The 22826-nt window shown below is 69.3% G+C and carries 15 protein-coding genes; 2 read left to right on the top strand and 13 right to left on the bottom strand.

The genetic code is table 11. The annotated features are described in order from the left end of the window. Window positions 1–26: 26 nt before the first annotated feature. From ACN6LB_RS38600 to ACN6LB_RS38580, 5 genes are all read right to left on the bottom strand, one after another. Window positions 27–2591 carry a CBM35 domain-containing protein gene (locus ACN6LB_RS38600; RefSeq protein WP_445029930.1) on the bottom strand — a complete coding sequence of 855 codons (2565 nt, stop codon included), beginning with the start codon at window positions 2589–2591 and terminating at the stop codon, window positions 27–29. A gap of 87 nt (window positions 2592–2678) precedes the next feature. After that, entirely contained in the window at window positions 2679–3533 is an 855-nt protein-coding gene (locus ACN6LB_RS38595) for a carbohydrate ABC transporter permease (protein ID WP_445029929.1), read from the bottom strand. After that, window positions 3530–4486, bottom strand: a complete 957-nt coding sequence (locus ACN6LB_RS38590; RefSeq protein ID WP_356145534.1) for a carbohydrate ABC transporter permease — start codon at window positions 4484–4486, stop codon at window positions 3530–3532. The genes ACN6LB_RS38595 and ACN6LB_RS38590 overlap by 4 nt, the downstream gene beginning before the upstream one ends. A gap of 76 nt (window positions 4487–4562) precedes the next feature. Continuing rightward, on the bottom strand, window positions 4563–5876 hold the full coding sequence (locus ACN6LB_RS38585) for an ABC transporter substrate-binding protein (protein WP_445029928.1): 1314 nt from the start codon (window positions 5874–5876) through the stop codon (window positions 4563–4565). 118 nt (window positions 5877–5994) lie between these two features. Further along, window positions 5995–7065: a LacI family DNA-binding transcriptional regulator gene (locus tag ACN6LB_RS38580; protein WP_445029926.1), complete on the bottom strand. Its 1071-nt coding sequence runs from the start codon at window positions 7063–7065 to the stop codon at window positions 5995–5997. A 170-nt stretch (window positions 7066–7235) separates the two neighbouring features. On the opposite strand from ACN6LB_RS38580, the gene ACN6LB_RS38575 reads away from it, so the two are divergent. After that, a complete protein-coding gene (locus ACN6LB_RS38575; protein ID WP_445029924.1) occupies window positions 7236–9344 on the top strand; it encodes a glycoside hydrolase family 36 protein in 2109 nt (702 codons plus the stop codon). 96 nt (window positions 9345–9440) lie between these two features. On the opposite strand, the gene ACN6LB_RS38570 is transcribed toward ACN6LB_RS38575, so the two are convergent. The 6 genes from ACN6LB_RS38570 to ACN6LB_RS38545 all read right to left on the bottom strand — a co-directional run bounded on the left by ACN6LB_RS38570 (window position 9441) and on the right by ACN6LB_RS38545 (window position 18819). Next, window positions 9441–11600 (bottom strand): RICIN domain-containing protein, encoded by a 2160-nt coding sequence (locus tag ACN6LB_RS38570; protein WP_445029949.1) that lies wholly within the window; start codon window positions 11598–11600, stop codon window positions 9441–9443. A 391-nt stretch (window positions 11601–11991) separates the two neighbouring features. Then, window positions 11992–14346 carry a glycoside hydrolase family 3 N-terminal domain-containing protein gene (locus ACN6LB_RS38565; RefSeq protein ID WP_445029922.1) on the bottom strand — a complete coding sequence of 785 codons (2355 nt, stop codon included), beginning with the start codon at window positions 14344–14346 and terminating at the stop codon, window positions 11992–11994. A 124-nt stretch (window positions 14347–14470) separates the two neighbouring features. After that, a complete protein-coding gene (locus ACN6LB_RS38560) occupies window positions 14471–15289 on the bottom strand; it encodes a carbohydrate ABC transporter permease (RefSeq protein ID WP_445029920.1) in 819 nt (272 codons plus the stop codon). After that, window positions 15286–16134, bottom strand: coding sequence for a carbohydrate ABC transporter permease (locus tag ACN6LB_RS38555; protein WP_445029918.1), 849 nt, complete (start codon window positions 16132–16134; stop codon window positions 15286–15288). Before ACN6LB_RS38555 ends, ACN6LB_RS38560 begins: the two co-directional genes overlap by 4 nt. Window positions 16135–16232: 98 nt before the next feature. Next, complete coding sequence (locus tag ACN6LB_RS38550) at window positions 16233–17516, bottom strand: ABC transporter substrate-binding protein (RefSeq protein WP_445029917.1); 1284 nt, start codon at window positions 17514–17516, stop codon at window positions 16233–16235. A gap of 256 nt (window positions 17517–17772) precedes the next feature. Next, entirely contained in the window at window positions 17773–18819 is a 1047-nt protein-coding gene (locus tag ACN6LB_RS38545; RefSeq protein WP_445029916.1) for a LacI family DNA-binding transcriptional regulator, read from the bottom strand. A gap of 226 nt (window positions 18820–19045) precedes the next feature. Between ACN6LB_RS38545 and ACN6LB_RS38540 the strand changes: the two genes are divergently transcribed. Next, window positions 19046–21319, top strand: coding sequence for a glycosyl hydrolase family 95 catalytic domain-containing protein (locus ACN6LB_RS38540; RefSeq protein WP_445029915.1), 2274 nt, complete (start codon window positions 19046–19048; stop codon window positions 21317–21319). On the opposite strand, the gene ACN6LB_RS38535 is transcribed toward ACN6LB_RS38540, so the two are convergent. Next, window positions 21306–22346 carry a LacI family DNA-binding transcriptional regulator gene (locus tag ACN6LB_RS38535; protein ID WP_445029914.1) on the bottom strand — a complete coding sequence of 347 codons (1041 nt, stop codon included), beginning with the start codon at window positions 22344–22346 and terminating at the stop codon, window positions 21306–21308. The two genes, ACN6LB_RS38540 and ACN6LB_RS38535, sit on opposite strands and share 14 nt — an antisense overlap. A gap of 97 nt (window positions 22347–22443) precedes the next feature. Beyond that, window positions 22444–22826 (bottom strand): DedA family protein (locus tag ACN6LB_RS38530; protein ID WP_445029913.1); only part of this gene is annotated, 383 nt, incomplete at its 5' end.

Raw genomic sequence — 22826 nt, 5'->3', positions numbered from 1 at the left:
GGCAGAGGCTCCGGCCGATGGGGACGTCAGCCGGTCACAGGCGCGACGGTCACCCGGTCGATGTTGGGCGTGTACGCGGAGGAGTTGCTGAAGGTGATGGTGTTGGTTCCCGCGGCGAGGGTGACGGGCACGGGCAGGTCCCAGTAGCTGGACCAGCTGTAGTTGTTGCGGAACATGACGGTCTGCGCGGTGGCGCCGTTGACGGAGATCCGGGCGGCGCGGGAGACGACGTTGGTGTTGTAGTTCCCGGAGCCGGAGACCTGGTTGTTGGCGTAGCGGACGTTCATGACGTACCGCCCGGCACTGGGCGCGCTCACCTTGACGGTGAGGGTGTTGGCCGAGCCGTTGCCGACGTAGCCGACGTACTTGCCGCCAGACGCCCAGGTGTCCGCGGTGACGGCGGCGGTGCCCCCGAGGGTGCCGTTCTCGGCCTCGTAGGAGGTGACGCCCGTGGTGTCACCGTTCGCGGCCACGCGCAGGTCGCGCACCGTCAGCGTGGTGGAGCCCGAAGTGGCGGCGGTGATGCGGTTGTTGCCCGCGGACAGGTACAGCCGCGCGCTCTTGTCGGCGAGTTTGCCGCGCGTGGAGGGCAGTCGGACAGCGGTGGCGCCGTCCAGGGCGAGCGTGCCGGACCCGTTCGAGGAGTAGTCGGTGTGGACGGTGTAGTAGCCGTCGGTCGGCGCGTAGACGTCGAAGGCGGCCGAGGAACCCGCGCGCAGGGCCAGAGCGCCGGCGCCGGTCGTACCGGAGGCCGTGTAGGTGTACCGGGGCGATCCGGCGATGTCCGCGTACGTGGCCGGGTAGGCGGTTCCCGTGCCGGCGGCGGCCGTGAGGTCGATCTTGTCGAGGGTGACCTCGTTGGTGCCCTTGGCCAGGGTGATGGTGTGCGTGCCCGCGGTCAGGGACACCGAGGCGCCCGCCGTGGAGCGGTAGGTCCAGTTCAGGGTCGGCGCGTAGGTGAGCGTCCGGGACGAGCCGCCGTCGACGGTGAGGGTCTGGGTCGCCGGTCCGCCCGACTGGTTGCCGTAGAAGACGTTGAGGTCGTACGTGCCCGTGGTCGGGACGCTGACGCTGAAGGCGACCTTGCTGCCGGCCTGGTTCAGGCTGCCGACGTCCTTGGTGCCCGAGGTGGCGTAGCCGTACGCGTTGGTGACGCTGCCCTGGGTGTAGACGGTGCCGTCGGTGATGCTCGCGCTCTCGGCCTCGTACGACGCCGACCAGGGAGCGCTCGCCGCGGCGGGCTTTCCGGTGCCCGCGGGATTGACGACGATCCGGTAGGCCGACATGGGGTCGAGACCGGTCAGCGGCACGGTGATGCTGCGGTGCGAACCGACGGTGTACCTGCTGCGGGCCAGTACGGTCGGCGCGGGGCCCGCTCCTTCGTAGCCGCTCCAGGCGGTGCGCTCCACGGAGACGTTGACCTGGCGGCCGAACGAGGCGGGTATGTGCTGGACGACGGTGTCGGCCGAGCCGGAGGTCCCGCCGCCGAGGAGAACCTGGGCCTGCTTGCGGCCGGTGTCGAGGGACGCGATGCCCTGCAGGGTGTCGATGACGTTGGCCTGCGGCGGGGTCACCTTGGCGGTCTTGCCGGTCAGGCCCGCGTACCAGCGCAGCAGCCACCAGTCGCCGTTGGGGATGTTGGTCTGGCTGACGTTGCCGTCCAGGTTTCCGGCGACGTCCCAGTACGCCTGGTCGGCGTAGACCTTGTTGCGCTCGAACATGGACATCCACTGGACCATCTGGCCCGGGACGGAGAGGTCGCGGCGGTCGCCGTACTCGTTGATGTTGACCGGGCGGGGGCTGATGCCGGCGTCGGTCTCAAGGGTCCGGTAGGCGGCGAGGTTGCCCTCGAAGTGGGACAGGGAGCCGGGGTCCAGCTCGTGCCAGGTGGTCATGTCCGGCAGGACGTTGTTGGCCTTGGCCCACGGATAGAAGTCGCCCATGAGGCGGGCGTCGTAGTGCGTCTCGTTGGGGCCGGCGATCCTGGCGTCGGGGATGATCGACCGGATCTTCTTGTAGACGGTGGTCCAGTCGTTCTCGAAGCTGCTGAGCGCGCTGTTGTACGTGGCGGTGGTGGAACTGCCGAGCCCGGTGTACCAGTTGCCGTCCGGCTCGTTGAACGGCACCCACACGAACGTGCTCGCGTCGGAGCGGGCGGCGACCTTGCGGACCATGGTGTCGACCTTCGACAGATAGTCCGTCAGCCCGAGGTTCTCGTACGGCCATTGGGCGTATACGTCCTGCATGTAGATCAGGTTGTCGCCGCCGCCACCACGGGCGAAGGCGGGCTGGACGGCGAGCGCGTCACCGTTGGGGTGCTGCGCGCCGTCGGGCGCCTTCTGGGCGATCGAGGTCATGTGCAGGGGGGTGACGATGTTGTCGCCGGGGACGCCGTCGTCGCTGAGCCCGTACAGGGCGCCGTTGGCTCCGTGCATCACGGCCCCGGTGGCTTGGCCGAGGTCGACGGTCAGCTGCGGGGTGGCGGCCTGCGCGGCGGGGACGGTCACAGCCGTGCCCACGAGGGCGGCGGCGACGGCGCCCACGCCCACGAGAGTGCGGAAGCGTCCGGATCTACGAGCTGTTCGAGGCATGGCTGTCCTCCTCCTCCCGCGGCGTTGCGGGAGGCTGTCGGTGTGCTTGGGGGTGACCGGGGCGGGCGAACGCGCCGCGTCCCAGGGCTACTTGACGGCGCCGCTGGTGATGCCGGAGACGATGCGGCGCTGCGCGACGACGAAGACGAGGACCATGGGCAGGCTCATCATCACGACGTAGGCGAAGATCAGATGCCAGTTGTTGAGGTAGAGCTGCGCGTTGGCGACCTGGTAGAGGTTGAGCGGCAGGGTGGCCATGTCGCCTCCGCCGAGTACGAAGAAGGCGTAGAAGATGTCGCTCCAGGCGAAGAGCATCACCATGATCGTCGCCGTGGCGATGACCGGGCGCAGCAGCGGCAGGATGATGCGGAAGAAGACCCGCAGCGGGCCCGCGCCGTCCATGCGCGCGGCCTCCTCCAGTTCCTCGGGGAGGGCGCGGATGAACCCGGTCATGAAGAAGATCGAGGTGGACAGGTACATCCCGGCGTAGACGCCGATCATGCCGGGACGGGTGCCGGCCAGGCCCAGTTGGCGCAGCTCCATGACGATGGTGATCACCGCGGGTGGGAGCAGCAGCCCGCTGATGCTCAGCGCGTACAGCGTGCCGACCAGGCGTCCCGAGCGGCGGGCGAAGACCCAGGCGGCGCCCGCGCCCAGCAGCAGGACGAGGACGACGGAGGGGACGACGACCAGCAGGCTGTTGACGAAGCCCTGGACGACCTTGCCCTCGTCGAAGCTCTGCTGGTAGTTCGCGGCTGCCTGCATGTGGTGCGGCAGGGAGAGGTTGGGTTTGATCGCCTCGGCCTGCGGCTTCACGGAGGTCACCGCGACCAGCCAGAGCGGGATGCCGATGGTGACGGCGGCGATGAGCAGGACGCTGAGGGGCTGCACCCACCGCAGGGGGTTTCGGCGTACGGGGGCGAACGCGGGAATCGTGGTCACTGGTTGTTCTCCCTCCGCCGCAGGCCGACGATGACGGGCACGGCGAGGACGACGACGATGAGGAAGAGGATCAGGCTCATCGCGGACGCCTGGGCGTACAGGCCCTGGCCGAAGATGCGGAACATATAGATGTTGAAGACCTCTGTCTCGCTGCCGGGGCCGCCCGAGGTGGTGGCCTGGACGATGTCGAAGGTGTTCATGGAGCCGATCAGGGCGGTGGTCACGTTGAACGTCACCGCGGGTGCCAGCAGCGGGAAGCGGATCGACCAGAAGGTGCGCCAGGCGCCGGACCCGTCGATGCGGGCGGCCTCCAGGACGTCGTCGGGCATGCTCTTCAGGCCCGCCAGGTAGATGAGCATGGCCAGGCCCATCCACTTCCAGCCGTGGATCAGCGTCACCACGACCAGGGTCCAGGTGGTCGACCCCAGCCAGGGGGTGTCGACGTGGTGCCCGGCGAGGGAGGACAGCACGCCGTTGAGTGCCCCGTCCTGCTCCAGCAGGGCCTTGAAGATGTAGCCGACAGCCAGGGCGGAGATCAGCACCGGCAGGAAGAAGACGGCCCGGAAGAATCGGTTGAAGCGGGTGTCGCGTTCCAGCAGCAGTGCGAGACCGAGGCCGAAGCCGTTCTGGAAGAGGGCCACGAGGACCGCGTACTCCAGGGTGATGCGGATGTCACGGGCCATCGACCCGTCGTGCAGGATGGTCTCGAAGTTCGACAGGCCCACGAAGCCGATCTTCGAGTGGAACGCCGACCAGTCGGTGAACGGGTAGACGAAGTTCAGCAGGTTCGGCAGCAGGAAGAACACGCCGAAGACCGCGAGCGCGGGAACGGCGAACCACCATGGCTGGTTGGGCTTCCTGCGAGGCCGCTTGCGCGGGCCTGGACGGACCGGGCGGCCCTGGTCCTTCGCCCGCTCGGCGTCGATGACGTCCATGGTGGCGGTGTCCACCACTTTCTTACCTCCGGATGCGGCCCCCGGGCCGCCGTCTGCGGGTGGCCCGGGGAAGGGGCTGGAGAAGGGGCGCCGGTCAGAAGCCGGAGACGCCGCGCGCCTTCAGGACCTGCTCGAACTGGTCCTGGGCGGCCTGTGCGACCTGCTTCGGCGTCTTCTTGCCGTAGATCATGTCGGCCAGGGCGAGGTGCATGTCGGGCGCGGTCAGCGCCTTGACCTGGAAGACGCCGGCGGCGGTGGCCAGGGCCTTGGACTGCAGGAGCGCGGTCTGCGGCAGGCCTGCGGGGTTGGCCACGGACGGTTCCACCGAGACGAGCTTGTTGGCCTTGAGGTAGTCCGGGTAGTTCTGGCCGAGCCAGAAGGACAGGAACTGGCGGGCGGCGTTCTGACGCTTGGTGTCGCCGGTGTTGAAGGCGACGACGCCGTTGGTCTGGTCGGGCGAGTACTCGGCCTTGGCCGCGCTGTTGGCGATGGGGAACCAGCCCAGCTTCTTGTCCATCTCCGCCGTACTGGAGGTCGCCTGGATCTCGGACTGGAGCGCGGTGACGTTCACGGCCATCGCAGCGCTGCCGTCCATGATCGCCTTGCCCTGGTCGACGAACGTGGCGGTCTTGTAGTTCTTCTGGGCCAGCCCGCCGTCGAGGACCTTCGTCTTGTACTTGGTGATGGCGTCGACGATGGTCTTGTTGGTCCAGGAGTCCTTGTTCTTGTTGAGGTTGTCCCAGAACGACTGGGGCAGGTCCGTCATCTGCAGCTGCACCTGCCACTGCAGGGGCCACTTGTCGCCGCCCACCTCGAAGAACGGGGCCGCGTCCGTCTTCGCCTTGATCTTCGCGGCGTCGGCGAGCATGTCGTCGTAGCTGGTCGGCATGGTGGTGATGCCGGCCTTCTTGAAGACGTCCTTGTTGTAGTAGACGCCGAGGACGGCGGGGCTGGTGACGATGGCGGCGTAGCGGTGACCGTCGACCTGGCCGAGGCCCTGTTCCGTCTTGCCGAGCTTGGAGACCCAGTCCTCGTTGTCGAGCGGCAGCAGGTTCTTGGCCGGCTGCACGAACGGCAGGGTGCTGCCGGTGGGCTGCCAGAACATCAGGTCCGGCTTGACGCCCGAGGCGAGCTTGGTCGGCACGTTCGACTCGTAGGGGTCGGGGATCACCTCGGTGGTGACCTTGGCGCCGGTGGCCTTCTCGAACGCCTCGATGGCCTGCTTGGGCTGCGCGACGCTGTTCTGCGCGGTCCACATGGTGAGCTTGACGCCTTTGAGGCTCGCGGTCGGGTCGACCTTCCCCTGAGGAGCGGCGGCGCTGTCGCCGCCGGCGGTGCCGTCGCTGCACGCGGTGGCGGTGAGTCCGAGGACGCAGGCAGTGGCAAGGATGGAGACGGCTCTTCTCATGGCAGGATCCTTGGTCGTGCTGGAGGGACGGGGCAGGGAGAAGCGGTACTGCGGACATGGGTGAGGGCGGTCGGGAGTACGGCTGACGGGGAGGGAGCGGACGAGCGGGGGCCGCGGATCACGCCTCGCGTTCCCCGGAGCTCTCCCGCAGGACGAGCTCGGGGTCGGCCGGGACGGGCGCGAAGTCGTGGCGGTCGGTGTCGAGTTGGGCGCGCAGCAGCCCGAAGGCGGCGCGGCCCAGTCCGGGGAAGTCCAGGCGGACGGTGGTGAGGGACGGGGTGAGGAACTCGGAGTGCGGAGCGCCGTCGAAGCCGATGACGCTGACGTCCTGCGGGACCCGTCGGCCCTCGTGGTGCAGGGCCCGCAGGACACCCAGTGCCAGGTCGTCGTTGCCGCAGAGAATCGCGGTGACGTCCCGGTTCCGGGCAAGTTTTCTTCCGGCCTCGTATCCGGCCCGGGCGTCCCAGCCCTTGCCGGACGGCGCGGGAGCGGTGACGCCGGCGGCTTTCAGGGCCTGACGCCAGCCTTCGGCGCGAGGTCTCGCCGAGCGCCGGGTTCCGGTCGAGGCGGGAATCGCCACGTAGTGCACAGTTTCGTGCCCGAGCGCCAGCAGGTGCTCGGTGGCCGCCCGGGCCGCCTCGCGGTCGTCGGCCCATACGGCTGGACGCTCGGGCTTGTGCCCCGGGGACGGTGCCTCCACGATCGCGGCGCACGGCACATCGGCCGGGACGCGGTCCAGCGCTGCGGCTCCGATCTGGTCGAAGCCGATGACCACGATGCCGCCGCCGCTGTCGACGGCTGCCGCGACCGTACGTTCCAGGTCGTCCTCGGGCGTCAGCACCCGGACACCGAGTGCGTATCCCGCGGCACGGGACGCCTCCTCCAGGCCCTGCAGGGTCGCCGCATAGCCGTAGAGCACGGTGTTCGAGGTCAGCACCGAGATCGACCGGGTGACCCCGCTGGCCAGGGCGAACGCGGTGGCGTTCCGCCTGAAGCCCAGGTCGCTGATCGCCTCCTGCACCCGTCGGCGTGTCTCGTCCCTGACGCTCGGCTGGTCGTTGATGACCCTCGAGACGGTCTGGTAGGAGACGCCCGCCGCCTTGGCGACGTCGCGGATGCTGGCGGCTCTGCGCTGCCCCCGAGAGGGCTCGGCAGGGCCGCCGAAGCTTGTGTGACCGGTCACGAACATGCGAGGATTGTGAGCGGTCACAACGTGGGCGTCAAGAGAGTGCAACCGAGGCGTTACTCCTCAGACATATCCGCCGGAGCGGCACAGCTCGCCCTCCAAGCGCGAAATTCCCAGCTCAGCGCCCACGAGAACCATCGTTGGACCGAACCATCCCGAAAGGGGAAATCGCGTTGACCACTGCCGTAGTCGACAGGTCCCGTATCTGGTCGCGCCCGGAACTCGGGCTGCATGCCGTCGTGGACGCCGCGGGATCGGTGAGACTGGGAAGACCCGACCAGGACTGGGACCGTCTGGTGCCCCTGGTCGAGGTCACCGCCACCGGCCATGGCCGCATGTGGTCGGGTGAACGTTTCATCGAGACGGCCATCGGTGACCGTCTCACCTACCGGGGCCACGAGACGGTGGAAGAGGGTGGCCTGGAGCGGACGACGATCCGGCTGCAGGACCCCGTGACCGGCCTGGCCGCCGACGTCATTCTGGAGACGGGCTCGGGACAGGCCAGTCCTGGCGCCGGTTTCCTGCGGGCCCAGGTGTCTCTGACCAATGAGGGCGGAACGCCGCTCCGGCTGGAGAGCGTGACCACCCTGACCCTCGGCGGTATCGCCGACGCCGACGGCTCACTCGACGGCCTCACCCTGCACTGGGCGGACAACGACTGGCTCGCCGAATGCAGGTGGCACAAGGCCGCCTTCCGCGATCGGGTCGTCCCGCTGAGCCGGTCCGCGCACGGCCACGAGGGCCGCGGCTGCTTCGAGCGGTACTCGCAGGGCAGCTGGTCCACCGGCCGCCATCTGCCGCTTGCCGCCCTCACCGACCGTGACGGCCGGGCCTGGCTGTGGCAGGTCGAGTCCAGCGCGGGCTGGCGCTTCGAAACCGGTGAGCGGGAGGGCTCCGCCTACGTCGCACTGTTCGGCCCCGACGACGCCCACCACCAGTGGCACCACGTACTCGCTCCTGGTGACGGGTTCACCACCGTGCCCGCCGTCCTCGTCCAGGCGGAGAGCGGCGGTCTCGACGCGGCGTTCGGTGAACTCACCGACTACCGCCGCCGCATCCGCCGCGACCACCCCGATCACCGGACCCTCCCGGTGATCTACAACGACTACATGAACACCCTCATGGGTGACCCCACCACCGGGAAACTGCTGCCGCTAGTCGACGCGGCGGCAGACGCCGGCGCCGAGGTCTTCGTCATCGACGCGGGCTGGTACGACGACGACTCCCAGGGCTGGTGGGACGCCGTCGGCGCCTGGGAGCCCGCCCGCAACCGCTTCCCCGGCGGCATCGGGGAGGTCCTGGACGCCATCCGGCAACGCGGTATGACGCCGGGACTGTGGCTGGAACCCGAAGTCGTCGGCGTACGCAGCCCGTTGGCCCACTCCCTGCCGCCCGAGGCGTTCTTCCGGCGAGGCGGCATCCGCGTCACCGAACACGGACGGCACCACCTGGACCTGCGCCATCCCGCGGCCCGCGCCCACCTCGACGCGGTCGTGGACCGGCTGGTGAACGAGTTGGGCGTCGGGTACTTCAAGTTCGACTACAACATCAACAGCGGCCCCGGCACCGAGTCGGGCCCCGAAAGCCCGGGCGCCGGCCTGCTCGGCCACCACCGTGCCCACCTCGACTGGATGACCTCCCTCCTCGACCGGCACCCGGGCCTCGTCCTGGAGAACTGCGGGTCGGGCGGACTGCGGATGGACTACGCGCAGCTGGCCGTGGTGCAACTGCAGTCCACCAGCGATCAGCAGGATCTCCTGCGCTACCCGGCGATCGCCGCCGCGGCCGCGACCGCCGTGACACCCGAACAGGCAGCCGTCTGGGCCTACCCCCAGCCGGAACACAGCCTCGACGAGATCGCCTTCACCCTCACCAGCGCACTCCTCGGCCGCGTCCACCTTTCCGGGTTCCTCGACCGCATGAGCGACGAACAGTCCGCCCTCGTACGCTCGGCGATCCGCGTGTACAAGGACATCCGGCCGGAGATCGCCGAGGCGCACCCCTTCTGGCCGCTCGGACTGCCGACCTGGGACGACGCCTGGATCGCCCACGGACTTCGCACCCGGGAGTCCACATATCTGGCGGTGTGGCGCAGAGGCCCCGGCAGTGGAAGCCACACGCTCGCCCTCCCCCATCTGCGGGACGTTCCCCTCGTCCCGGAGGTACTGCACTCCGGCCCGTCCGACGTCCCCCTGCGATGGGATGCGGCCGAGGGCACATTGACCGTGTCCTTGCCTCGCCCCGACACGGCCGTGCTGGTCCGGTTGGGTGCCGCCCGCTGAGGCGGCGCTTGAGGGAAAGGGAGCGGGCCCGCATCGCGGGCCCGCCCCCTCGCGGGGTGCGGTCTCGTATCGCGGATCGCACCCCGCCGCCACGGACTAACCCCGGCTCCACCTCTGGGTGGCGTTGCCGAGGGCCGTCCACAGTTGCACCTTCGAGCCGTTGGCCGTCCCCCAGTTGGCGACGTCGACGGCGAGCCCGTTGGAGCGGTTGATGAGGGAACCGTCCAGGCGGAACCACCACCTCTGGCTGGACTTGCCGTTGCAGGACCAGACGATCAGTTCAGTGCCCGCGGTGGTGCCGTCACCGTCCGCGGCGAGGCAGTTGCCGGAGATACGGAGTTCACCGGCGGCGGTCTGCGTGATGGTCTGGTTCGCGTTCCCGGAGCAGTCGTAGATCTGCACCTGCACACCCGTCCGGCCGTTCGGGACATCGAGGCAGCGGCCTGAGTTGGCGCCCTTCAACGTGAAGGTCGTGTCGGTCGGCAGCGGGTCCTGGACCAACTGCCAGTCCTGCGAGCCGTCGCCGGTCGACGGCGCCAGGGTGACGGCGCCGTTCTGGGTCGCACCCGTCATGAACAGGCTGGTGTTACGGACCGAGCGGAGCTTGTAGTAGCCATCGGTCGACGGTACGAGGGTCCACTGCTTGTCCGTTGCTCCGTCATCGACCCATTGTGCGAGCTTCTGCCCGGCTGTCGCACTGCCGGTCCAGATGGCGGCCGAGCGGCCGGCTGCCTTGTTGAGCAGGGTGACGTTGTCTCCCTTCGCCGTCAGATGCCAGCGCTGCGTGTCGTCGGTGGAATCCCGGGGCCGCAGCACGAGGTCGGGGACGTCGCCGGTGAGGTTCGCGTCCTGCGTCTTGCCGGCGTCAGGGCTGAGGACCTGCCCGGTCGCGCGGTTGACGAGGGTGCTGTAGCTGCCCCCGGACCGGCCGAGGTCGACCTCGCCGTACCGTATGGGGCCGTAGCCCGTGCCGAAGTCGGCCTGGAGGATGACTACGCGTCCCGTGCCCTCGACGTACTGGAGATTGCGGCTGTAACCGGCGGCGACCGGTGTCTGGTACTCCTTCCAGGTGCCGTCGCTCTTGCCGGACTCGTTCACCCAGACACTGGCGCTGCCATTCGCGTTGTAGAGGATGCGTCCGTCCGGCATCGTGACGAGCACCGGGCTGCCGCCCGTCGACAGTGCGCGTCCCCCGGAGGGCACAGGCAGGCTGGTGACCGGGAGGTCCGTCACGCTGTTCGGGTAGAACTTCAGCGGGTCGTCCGCGATCCGGTAGCGGACGTTCGCGCCGCCGCCCCAGTACTCGTACGTGAGCAGCCACTTGCCGTCGGTGGTCTCGGCGATCGTCGTCATGCCCGGGCGGCCGTTGCCGATCAGGGTCTTGCCGTCCAGGTTCTCGGTCGTGCCCGGGACGTCGACGATCGGCTGGCTCCAGGCCGACGCGCTGGTGCCGTTCCAGGTCCTGTGCACGAGGATCTGGTTGCGTGCGTCCGTGGCCGTGTCGTCGTCGGGGTCCCGGGTCGGGACTCCGGTGCCGGCGTCGAAACCGAGATAGTCGTGCTCGTCGGAGTAGTAGGCGACAAGCCGCCCGTTACGGGCTGCCAGGTACGGTTCCCAGACCGGATCGGACTGCGCGGTGGTGTTGGCGTTCGAGATGCGGCTGCCCTGCCACCCACCGGCGGCGATGATGTTCTCGATGCTCCAGGTCGCGCCGTCGTCGGTACTGGAGTACAGCGCGATCGCCACGTCCTTGCGGTCGCCGTCACCGTCCGCCGTCCAGTTGGGATCGGCGGCCTTGTGCTCCCTGTAGTAGGCGTCGTCGCCCGAGACGACGCTGGCCAGGAGCAGCGTGCCGGCCTTCAGGGTTCCGACGTCCTGCGGGAGGACGTAAAGGTACGGGTTCGTCCAATTGCTCGTGTACTTGGCGTACTTGGCGTCACTGGACAGCGAGGCCGGCGCCTTCAGGTCGGTCAGCTTCTGCCACGTCGTGCCGTCGTCGTCACTCTTGTAGACGGGCAGCGTCTGCCCCACCGGATCGCCCTTGCTGTTCTCGAACGACGCCACGATGCGGCCGCTCGGAAGCTGGGCCGACTTCGGGTAGAGAACACAGGGCTTCTTGTTGCACACGGCGCTGTCCTGCGACACGTACAAGTTCGCCTGGCTCGGCTGATACGCCGACGCACTCCCTGAAGAGGCAATGGCGAGTGCCACGCCGACGCCGAAGGCTGTCGCTGTCGCGAGGGCCCTCCGTGCCAATCTCTGGATCACTGCGGCTCCACTGATCGTGTGGTTGACGGCCACGGGAGTTGGCAGAGCAGCTCCGCGGCCGAGGGGGAGGAATTTCGCGACCCGCTCACCGATTTCGCCGTTCGTGAAAGCGCCGGGTGAACTCCGGCGAAGAATGGCGGCGAATTACGGTCGGTGAGTCATGAGCCCGATGGGGAAAGTATTGGGACGAGAGACCTCTATGTCACGGGTGCGTTTCCGAAAGTGTTTCGCAGGAGGCCCCTCCTCGAATATTGACAAGCACGCATGATCTGAAGGGACAGCGGTCGCGCAGGTGGCGCCAGAGGTATTCCGGGACGAGCCGACGGTGAATTCCCGTCCGCGCAGCTCCTGTTACGGCGAGGGAGGAGGACGCGGGGGTTCAGCCCGGGAGGATCGTGACGGCGGTGGTCATGGTCCGGGTGTGGTCGACAACTCGTGTCCCGCCGCGCAGCTCCACCTCCACGGACCGGCCGGGGTCCCCGGCCGACTGCGCGACCGTCAGCACGATGCGGCCGGGCTCGACGCGGCGGCGCAGGTCCCGCCCGGTGAAGCTGGTCATGTCCGCGTGCACTTCGAACTCCACCGTGCGGGTCTCACCGGCGGCCAGCTCGACCCGGGTGAAGCCGATCAGCTGGCGGACGGGCCGGGTGACGGACGCCACGGGATCGGTGAGATACAGCTGGGGTACTGAAGTCCCCTGCCGGGAACCTGTGTTGGAGATCGTGGCGCGCACCCTGACCGACCCGTCGACCGCGATGGTGTCCATGTCGGCCCGTGCGTCCTCGATGGCGAAGGACGTGTAGGACAGGCCGTGTCCGAACGGGAATGCGGGGGTGGGGTCGATGTTGCTCACGCCGTCGCTCCTGAGCGCGAGCGGGGGCGCCAGGTAGGTGCCGGGCTGGCCCGCCGTGTCGCCCGGGATCTGCACGGGCAGGCGTCCGGAGGGATTGAGCCGCCCGGAAAGCACGCCGGCGATCGCCGCCGCGCCCTCCTCGCCGGGGAAGAACGCCTGCACGGTCGCGTCCGCCGCCCGCGCGTGCCGGCCGATCGCGTACGGGCGACCCGAGACGATGACAAGGATGGTCCGGCGCGCCGCGCCGAGGACGGCCTCGACCAGCTCGTCCTGCACCCCCGGAAGGGTCAGGTCACCGACGTCGCAGCCCTCGCCGGAGGAGCCGAGGCCGAACAGGCCGGAGCGGTCGCCGACCACGAGAACCGTCACGTCCGCCGTGCCCGCGGCCGCCACCGCCGCTTCGATGCCGCCGCGGTCGTCCCCGGTGACCTGGCATCCGGTCTCGTGGTGCACCAGGGCGTCGGGGAACTCCCTCCGGATGGCGTCGAGCACCGTGGGCGCCTCGATCCCCATGGGGGTTGCGGGGTTGTGGGGAAGAACGTGGTTGGGGAACGAGTAGCAGCCGAACAAGCAGTGGGCGTCGTCGGCCGCGGGCCCGATCACGGCCACGGAGCGCACACCGGTGAGCGGCAGGCCCTGTCCGGCATGCGGCTGCCGCCGCGCGGCCGAGGCGTTGTCGAGCAGGACGACGGACTCCTCCGCCAGTGCGCGGGCGATGCCGCGGTTACGCGCCGAGTCGAAATCCGCGGGAGCCGTGTACTGGCCGGGGCGCCAGTCCGGGTCCAGCAGGCCGAGTTCGGCCTTCTGCGTCAGGACACGCAGCGCAGCGCGGTCGAGAAGGTCCATGGGGACGCCGTGGTCCACAAGCGCCTGCCCGTACGCCGTGGTGTGCGGCAGTTCCACGTCGATCCCGGCCTGGAGCGCGGCGCGGGCCGCCTCGGGGATGTCGGCCGCCACGTGGTGCAGGGAGGCGAGGAACGCGACGGCCCAGTAGTCGGAGACGACCGTGCCCTCGAACCCCCAGGCGTCGCGGAGGAGTTGGGTGAGCAGGTGCTCGTCCGCGCCGCAGGGCACGCCGTCGATGTCGTTGTAGGCGTTCATCACCGAGCCGACGCGTCCCTTCACCACGGCCTTCTCGAAGGGGACGAGGACGACATCGGCGAGTTCGCGCGGGCCGAGGGCGGCGGGGGCGTGGTTGCGGGCCGCCCGGGAGGCGGAGTACCCGGCGAAGTGCTTGAGCGTGGCCACGACACCGGCCGACTGCAGGCCCTGGACGTAGGCCAGGCCCAGTTCCGACACGAGGTACGGGTCCTCGCCGAGGGTCTCCTCCACCCGGCCCCAGCGGTAGTCGCGTACGACGTCCACGACGGGGGACAGCCCCTGGTGGACGCCGACGGCCGCCATGTCCGAGCCGATGGCCGCCGCCATCCGCCGGGTCAGGCCCGGGTTGAAGGTGGCCGCCCAGGCGAGCGGGGTCGGGTAGACCGTCGCCTGCCAGGCGTTGAGTCCGGTCAGGCACTCCTCGTGGGAGAGGGCCGGAATCCGAAACCGGTTCGCCGCGACGACCCGCTCCTGCAGGGCTGCCAGCCGTTCGCGGCCGGCCTCGGGGGCGAGGGGCGCCGTGCCGAACACCCGTGTCAGGTGTCCGAGCCCGTCCACGATCGCGTCCTCGAAGCACTCCGCGCCGCGGAAGGTGTCCTGCATGGGAGCGACGTCTCCGCCCCCTTCGTGGCCCGGCCACGTGCTGCCGAGCTGTGCGATCTTCTCGGCTGTGGTCATGACGCCGAGCAGGGCCCGGGCGCGGTCGGACGCGGGCAGAGTGGGGTCGTTCCACAGCCCGGTCGTCGGGCGCTCGTCGCTGATCGTCACGGTGGCATCCATTTCTGTCGCGGGCACCCCGAAGGGCGCGTGCGGGCACCCCGAAGGGCGCCGCGAAGGGCGTGGTGGAGAGGAAGAGTTGGAGAGGAAGGGGTTGGGCGCTCCGGGCACACCGGGCCCTGGCCCGTCACTTGCCGCCGGCCCCCATCAGGCCGGCCACGAGGGCTCGGCGGGCGAAGAGGTAGACGACGAGAATGGGCGCGGCGGACATCAGTACCGCGGCCAGCAGCGCCGGCACGTTCGCGCCGTACTGGGAGACGAAGTTGTACAGACCCGGCGTCACCAGCTTGGTGTCTTCGGACTGGGTCATGATCAGCGGGAAGAGGAAGCCGTTCCACGCCTGCAGGGCCGCGAAGACCGACGTGGTCGCGATGGCGGACTTCGACATGGGGACGACGAGTGTCCGCAGGGTCCGGGCCGGGCTCGCGCCGTCCAGGGCCATGGCCTCGTACAGCTCGGTGGAGATGTCCCGCATGCCGCCGCTGAGGACCAGCACGCTCACCGGCAGCGCGAACGCGGCGGTGGGCAGGATGATCCCCCACAACGTGTCATAGAGGCCGAGGTCGTTGACGATGAGGAAGAGCGGGATGATCACCGCCTGGGAGGGAATCGCAAGGCCCAGCAGGAACAGCCGGAACACTCCCGTGCTGAGCCGGCCCCTCCCCCGTACGACCGCGTAGCTGATCGGAATCCCCAGGGCCAGCACGATGGCGACCGTGCCCGCGGCCACGAAGACGGTGTTCCAGATGTACTGCAGGAACCCGCTGTCCAGGACCGTCTTGAAGTTGTCCGGCGTCAGGGCCGAGGGGAGCCCCAGCGGGCCCTTGTCCGTGTACTTCGACTGCGGTTGCAGCGCGGTGTTCACCAGCGCGTACAGCGGTACGCCGATGATCAACAGCCAGACAAGGGCGGCGGCGCCCGCGGCGTAGTTCGGGCGTGTCCTCACAGCCCCTCCAGGGTGCTCGTCATCTTGTCGTATCCGCTGAGCTTGGTGAGGAGGACCGAGGCGGCGGTGGCCAGCAGCAGCAGGAAGCTCGCGATGGCGCTGGCGTAGCCGTAGTCGTAGGTGCGGAACGCGGTCTGGTACATGGAGAAGGGCAGGATCGAGGTGTCGGTGCCCGGGCCGCCGTTGGTCAGCAGAAGCACGATGTCGAAGGCCGTGAGACCGCCGACGACCATGAAGATGGTCGAGGTGATCATCGTGTTGCGCAGCTGCGGCAGCGTGATGTGGAAGAACTGCCGCACCCTTCCTGCTCCGTCGATCGCCGCCGCCTGGTACAGGGTGTGCGGGACGGCGCGGGCGGCACCCTGGTAGAGCAGGCTGTGGAAGGGGACGAACTGCCAGCTGGTGACCAGGACCAGGCAGGCGATCGCGCCCTGCTGGGTACCGAGCGGATCGGTGCCGAAGAGCCATTCGACCTTCGAGGGCAGGCCGAAGTTCGGGTCCAGCAGCTGGCGCCACATGATGGCCGTGGCCGCCGTGGACAGGAGCAGCGGCAGGAAGAACACCGCCGACAGCACGGCCCGGTTGCGCTGGTGGCCGGCCGCCCAGACGCCCAGCAGGATGCTGACCGGCGCCTGGACCACGATGTTGCCGACCAGCAGGACGCCCGTCACGGCGGTTGCCTGCCAGACCTGGCTGTCCCCGAAGAACCGCGACCAGTTCTCGGCGCCCGTGAACTGCGGGCTGCTCAGGCCGTCCCAGTGGGTGAAGGAGAGGTAGAGCACACCCACCATCGGTACGACGGCGAAGACGAGGAAGAACAGCAGCCCGGGGACCGCCCAGGCCACGCCGGGTCGCTCCAGGGTGGGCGGAGCGGCCCGGTCACGAACCCGCGACTTGCTCGCCGGCTGCGAAGTCGTTACGGAGACCACGTGGACGTGCCTTCCTACTTCTTGATCGCCAGTACCGCGCCGACGAACTGCTTCGGCGAGCTCTGCCCGTTGAACAGCTTCTGGATCTCGGTCAGCAGTGGCGTGCCCAGGGTGAGGCCGAGCGCCTGGTCCCAGGACTGGGTGAACGCGGGGGCCTTCTTCACCAGGTCGTACTGGAAGTTCGCGTACGCCGGGTCGGTCGCCTTGGCGAGGAACTGCGCGGCGTTCGAGGTGATCGGCACCTCGCCCTTCTCGACCAGTCCCTGGACGTAGGTGTCGCTGTATGTGGTCTTGAGGAACTCCGCCGCGGTCTGCTCGGCCGCGCTGGTGGTCACCGAGAGGTAGTTGGTCGGGTTGCCGACCACGTTCGCGGCGTCGCCCTTGCCTCCCTCGACGCTCGGGAAGGCCACGTATCCCAGGTGCTTCTTGGTGAACTCCGGGTCCTCGCTCTGCTGTTGGGCGTACTCCCACGAGCCCATCAGCACCATCGCGGCCCTGCCCTTGTTCAGCAGGGTGGTGGTGCCGCCGGGGCCGTAGTTGACGGAACCGAAGCTCTTGCCGAAGGCGCCGCCGTCCACCAGCTCCTTGATCATCTGGGCGGCCTTGAGGACCGCCGGGTCCTTCCACTGCGACCAGTCACCGCCTGCGATCTTCGCGAACAGCTCAGGGCCCGCGAGGCGGTCGACCAGGTATTCGACCCACATCAGCTCGGTCCACGAGGAGCTGGCGCTGCCCGCGAGAGCGAATGGCGTGACGCCCTTGCCCTTGAAGACCTTCACCAGGTCCTGCAGGTCGGCGTAGGTCTTCGGCGGTTCGACACCGGCATCGGAGAAGACCTTCTTGTTGTAGAAGAGGAACACCGGCTGGGTGCCGCGGCACGGTATGCCCACGAGCTTGCCGTCGACCTTGCCGGCGGCCAGCGCGGAGGGCAGGAAGTGCGACTCCAGAGCGGTGTCGAGCTCGACCAGCTTCCCCGCCTTGACATAGTCGTCGAGGCTGCCACCACCCCAGTTGAAGAACATCCCGGGCATCTTCGAGGAGCCCATCGCGGTGCGCAGCTTGTCCTTGTAGCCGTCCGTGGCGATGACGGTCATGCCGACCTTGCCCTTGCCACCGGAGTTGAAGGTGTCCACGGCCGCCTTCTGGACCGGGTTGGTCGGGTCCTGCAGCGTCCAGAAGTCCACGTTGCCCGCGGGGGAGGACGTGGAGCTGCCGGACGAGCCGCAGCCGGCCACGGTGACACTCACCGCCGTGGCCGCCGTGGCGGTGAGAAACCACCGTCGCGACACTCTGTTCATCGTTGAACACCTTTCGAGTGGACAGGGCCCTCTTTCGCGGGTGCGCTTCACCCGGCAGGTCGTCCCGGACCTGTCAGCAAGGGGGCATGGATCGATGGCCACGACCGTCAGGTGCCTTACGCAAGGGTTGCGTCCCATTGCTCCTGCGGTTGAGCGGCGTCGGTCACGCTAAGCGGCGCAATTCAGCCACCGCAATAACCCAAGGGCCCTCGGTTGCGAAAGACTTTCGCACTCCGGGGGCTTGCAGATTCCGAGGTCAAACGCTTGTCTCCTGCTCGGTCCCCGGCGGTGCCGTGGACATGCGCACGACCAATTCCGTCGCTAGTTCCCTGCGCGTCGTCGCGGGAGGCTTGCCCTTGGCCAAGTGCAACAGCACACGTGTGGCCTCCTGTCCGAGCTCCCGGAACGGCTGCCGTACGGCACTCAGCGGTGGCGAGGCCATCGCGGCCACCAAGGTGTCGTCGAACGACATGACCGACAGCTGACGCGGCACAGAGATGCAGAGCTGCCGGGCGGCCTCCATCGCGCCCAGGGCCTGGACGTCACTCGCGGCGAAGAGAGCCGTCGGCTTCCCGGGGCGGTCCAGGACATGGCGGGCGGCACGCAGGGCCTCGCCGTAGTCGAAGTCCGTCGACCGGACGAGGCTCGGGTCGTACGGGATTCCCGCCTCCGTCAGGGCGGCCCGGTATCCGTGCAGACGCGCGGACCCGGCCAGCGAACTCGAACGCCCGGCCAGCATGCCGATCCGTCGGTGCCCGAGGTCGATCAGGTGCTGAACTGCGGTCGTCGCGCCGTGCCAGTTCGTCACGCCGATGCTCGGGATGTCCGCGGCCGGGGCGTTCAGCGGATCGACGAGCACCACCGGCAGGCGCTGGTCCAGGATCCGGCGCTGGTCCTGCTCGGCCAGGGTCGAGATGACGATGACGACCCCGAGCGCGTCCAGCTTGAGACACTGCTCCAGCCACTGGGCGATCGAGCGCCGCCCCGTCGTCCCGACGGTCGTGTGGACGCCGACCTCGGCCGCCGATTCCACGATGCCCCGGACGACCTCCAGGGTGTAGGGGCCGGCCAGGTCCCGGAACACGGCCAGGATCTGCCGCGGCCGGTGGGCGGCGCTCTCCCCTGCACGGACATAGCCGTGTTCGGCCAGCAACCCCTCGATCCGGGCCCGCGTCACCTCGGACACGTCGCGTCGCCGGTGGACGACCTTCGAAACAGTCGCGAGCGAGACGCCGACCTCGCCCGCTATCGAGGTGAGCAGCCCGTACTGGGCATCGCGGCGCGACCTGGATGAGCCCGTCACTTCGGCATGGCCCTCTCTGTCGGCATCAGCTGACTGCGTGCCGAGTGAAAGTACACGCCGACTCGATCACGCCACCCCGAGGAATCACGCCGAAGTCCCCATTGACCTGCGGAAATTGGACGGCCTTAGGCCTACGAAACTCTTTCGTAGCCTGAGCGGACAACTCTTGTAGGCTCCCCGCAGCCTGTTCGAGCCGCTCAGGCGCGTTACTTCCAGGAGGCCGGGAATGCCGGTGCACAGCATCCACGACACACAACCCGCCGACCGCTGGGAGGACGCTTTCCTCTCCGGCAACGGCGAGTACGGAATCATGGTGTTCGGGGATCCCCACCGGGAACGGATCGTCCACAACCATCACCGCTACGTGCTCCCCAACGAGTCGCTCGGCATGCGGCCCCCGGCCGTCGCCGACCGGCTCGAACACGTCCGTGACCTGATCCTCGCCGGGGAACGGGAGCGGGCGCAGCGCGAGTTCTCGGACGGCAGGGCCCTGGCCTGGACGCAGTCCTTCCACCCGGGGCATGTGCTGCACGTGGACGCGGTGGCCAAGGCTCGCCCGGTGGAGGGCTACCGCCGGGTGACCGACTTCGCCACCGGCGAGGTGCGGGTCACCTGGTCCGACGGGGAACGGGAGTGGGCGCGGCGTGCGTTCGTCTCGCGCCCTGATGCCGTGGCGGTCGTCGAGATCACCGGTCCGCGGCTCGACCTGGCCCTACGGCTCTCCGGCGAGTTGCCCGGATGCCCGGCCGAGGTCACCTTCACCACGTCCTCGCAGGTCACCGCAGAAGGGGAGGCGTCGCTCGCCGTCGTCGGGACGTACCCGCCAGGGCCCGGTGCGGCGGGCTTCGCCGGCGTGACCCGGGCCGTCGTCACCGGCGGCCGGATCACGGCGGAGGGAGATGTGGTCCGTGTCGAGGGAGCAAGCCGGGTGGTCCTGCTGACTCGGATGGACCGGTCGGCTCCCCTTCCCCGCACCGACGCACTCCGCGCGTCCCTGACCGAACTGCCCACCGACTACGACGAGTTGCTCTCCCACCACGCACCCGTCCATGGCGAGCTCTACGCTCGCGCCGCACTCGACCTGGGCGTGGCCGACAGCGACCGCGGCCTCCCCGTGGGCGAGTTGGTCGCGCGTGCCGACGCCGAGGTGCTGGACGGCGCGCTCGTCGAGGCACTGTTCCACTCCGGTCGCTACCTGCTGCTCAGCTCCAGCGGAGTGCTCCCGCCACGGCTGACCGGACTGTGGCTGGGGGCCTGGGGCGCCGCCTGGTCCGGCGACTACACCACCGACGCCAACATCAACCTCCAGATGGCCGGGACGGTCCTGACCGGCATGCCCGAACTCATCGAACCGTACGCCGCGTTGATCGGCGGGCAGATCGACGACTGGCGCACCAACGCCCGTACGGTCTACGGCACCCGCGGCATCCTCGCGCCCAGCCGCACCGACGGAGAGCACGGGCTGCTCTTCCACCTCGACGACGACTGGCCCTGGACGATGTGGCTGGCGGGCGCGGACTGGCTGCTGTTCCCGCTGTTCGAGTACTGGCAGGCGATCGGAGACGACGACTTCCTCGCCGGCACCCTGGCCCCGTGGCTGGTCGAGGCCGCCGTCTTCTTCGAGGACTTCCTCACCCGCGAGGACCACGAGGGGCACGTCGTCCTCGTCCCGTCCTACTCCCCCGAAGTCGGCCCGAAGGACGCACTCGGCGTGGCCGGAGTGAACGCCACCATGGACGTGGCCGCTGCCCGGCACGCGCTGACGACCGCCGCCGATGTCTGTGCACACCTGGGCATCGAGCAGACCTCGGCCGACCGCTGGCGCGCGCTCGCCGAGCGGCTGCCGCCGTACCGCGTGGACGAGCGGGGAGCACTCGCCGAGTTCGCGTGGCCGGGACTGGAGACCGCCAACGACCACCGGCACATCAGCCACCTCTACCCGGTGTGGCCGCTGCACGACATCACCCCGGACGACACCCCCGGCCTGGCAGCCGCCGCCCGCGAGGCACTGCTGCGGCGCGGCGACGAGAACATCTCCGGGCACGGCAGCCTGCACCGCGCCCTGGTCGCCGCCCGTCTGAAGGACGGGGAGACGGCGAAGGCCAACATCCTCAAGATCGTGGGCCGGAACATGCTCTTCCGGTCACTGATGACCTCACACAACCCCGATCTGGAGATCTACAACGCGGACTCCGCCCACTGTCTGCCGGCCGTGGTCGTCGAGATGCTGCTCGACTCCCGGCCCGGCGTCGTGGAACTCCTGCCCGCCCTGCCCCCGGAGTGGCCCTCGGGCAGTCTGCGCGGCATCTTCACGCGCGCCGGGGTGAGCGTCGACGAGCTGACGTGGGACGTGACGGAGGGCTTCGCCCGGGTGGTCCTCACCTCGCCGCTGGAGCGGGACGTCACCCTGGTGTGCCGTAGTTCAGTGGAGCGGCGTCAGGTCGTGCACCTGCTGCCCCGGTCCCCCACGGCGGTGACGGTCCCGCTCACTCCGCGGTGACCCTTCGACGCACCGACGTCGAGGTGCGCAGCACGAGTTCCGTCGCCAGTTCGATCCGCGACGAGGCGGGCGGCCGGCCCTCGGCCAGTTGCACGAGCACTCGGGTGGCCTCGGCGCCCAGTTCCTCGAACGGCTGGCGCACCGCGCTCAGCGGCGGGCAGGCCATGGCCGCCACGAGGGTGTCGTCGAAGGACATGACCGCCAGGTCCTCAGGAACGCTGAGCCTGCACTGACGCGCCGCCTCCAGGACGCCCAGCGCCTGCGCGTCGCTCGCCGCGAAGACGGCCGTGGGAGGGTCGTCGGAGCGCAGGATCTGGAGACTGGCGAGCAGCGACTCCTCGAAGTCGAAGTCGGTCGAGCGCACGAGGGCCGAGTCGTAGCTGATCCCCGCCTCCTCCAGCGCGGCCCGGTAGCCGTGCAGGCGCGCCGCCCCGGCCAGCGAGTGGGACCGGCCCGCGACCATGCCGATCCGGGTGTGCCCGAGGCTCAGCAGGTGCTGCACCGCCTCCCTGGCGCCGCTCCAGTTCGTCACCCCGATACTCGGGATGTCGTGGCTCGGCGCGCTGAGCGGGTCGATCAGCACCACCGGCAGCCGCTGCTCGACGATCCGGCGCTGGTCTTCCTCGGCCAGCATCGAGATCACGATGATCAGCCCTGCCGCGTCGAGTGCCACGCACTCCTCAAGCCACTGGGAGATCGAGCGATGACCGGTCGTCCCGGTCACCACGTCCACGCCCAGTTCGTCGGCCGCGTCCACGATCCCGCGTACGACTTCCAGCGTGTACGGCCCCGACAGGTCCCGGAACACCGCGATGATCTGCCGCGGTGCAGCGGGATCAGGCTCTCCCGGGCGGACGTACCCGTGCCGTGCCAGCAGTTCCTCGACACGGGCGCGTGTCGCCGCGCCGACGTCATGACGCCGGTGCACCACCTTGGACACGGTGCTGAGCGACACTCCCGCCTCACCGGCGATGCTGGTCAGCAGACCGTACTGCGCGTCCCCGTCCGCTCTGCCCCGACCTGTCACTGGTGTGCCTCGCCTTGCGCTGTCACTCGAAACCCCGCCGCAAACTAACGGGACGCAAAGCCCGGCGGCAAGGCCGCTGTGCGGAGTCGATCCGGAATCAGCGCGCCGAAGCCTCGTCATGGCAGGCGGGGCCGCCGCTCGGGTCGGCGCCATCGCGTTGCCCGGGGTCCGGTGAGCGACGCCTCAGGAGTGTGACCCCGATGGCGATCAGGACGACTGTCGCGAGGGCGGGACCGCCCAGGATGAGCATCCGCTGGAGAGAAGACGCGGCGGCGTATCCGACGCCGGCTTCGGCCGCCGCCCACAGACAGGCGGCAACGACGCTGTGCGGAGCGATGCGACGGTAGGGCAGCCGGGTGGCGCCGGCGAAGTGGGGAGCGAGGGTGCGGGCCACGGGCAGGAAGCGGGCCAGAAGGACGGCCCGGCCGCCGTGGCGGTTCATCAGCGTCTCGGCCCGCCGCCACGTGGCGGCGGGCCGAG

The organism is Streptomyces sp. SAS_270 (assembly GCF_052543295.1).
The sequence above is the reverse complement of the archived record's forward strand: the minus strand, read 5'-3'. Positions and strand labels throughout refer to the sequence as shown.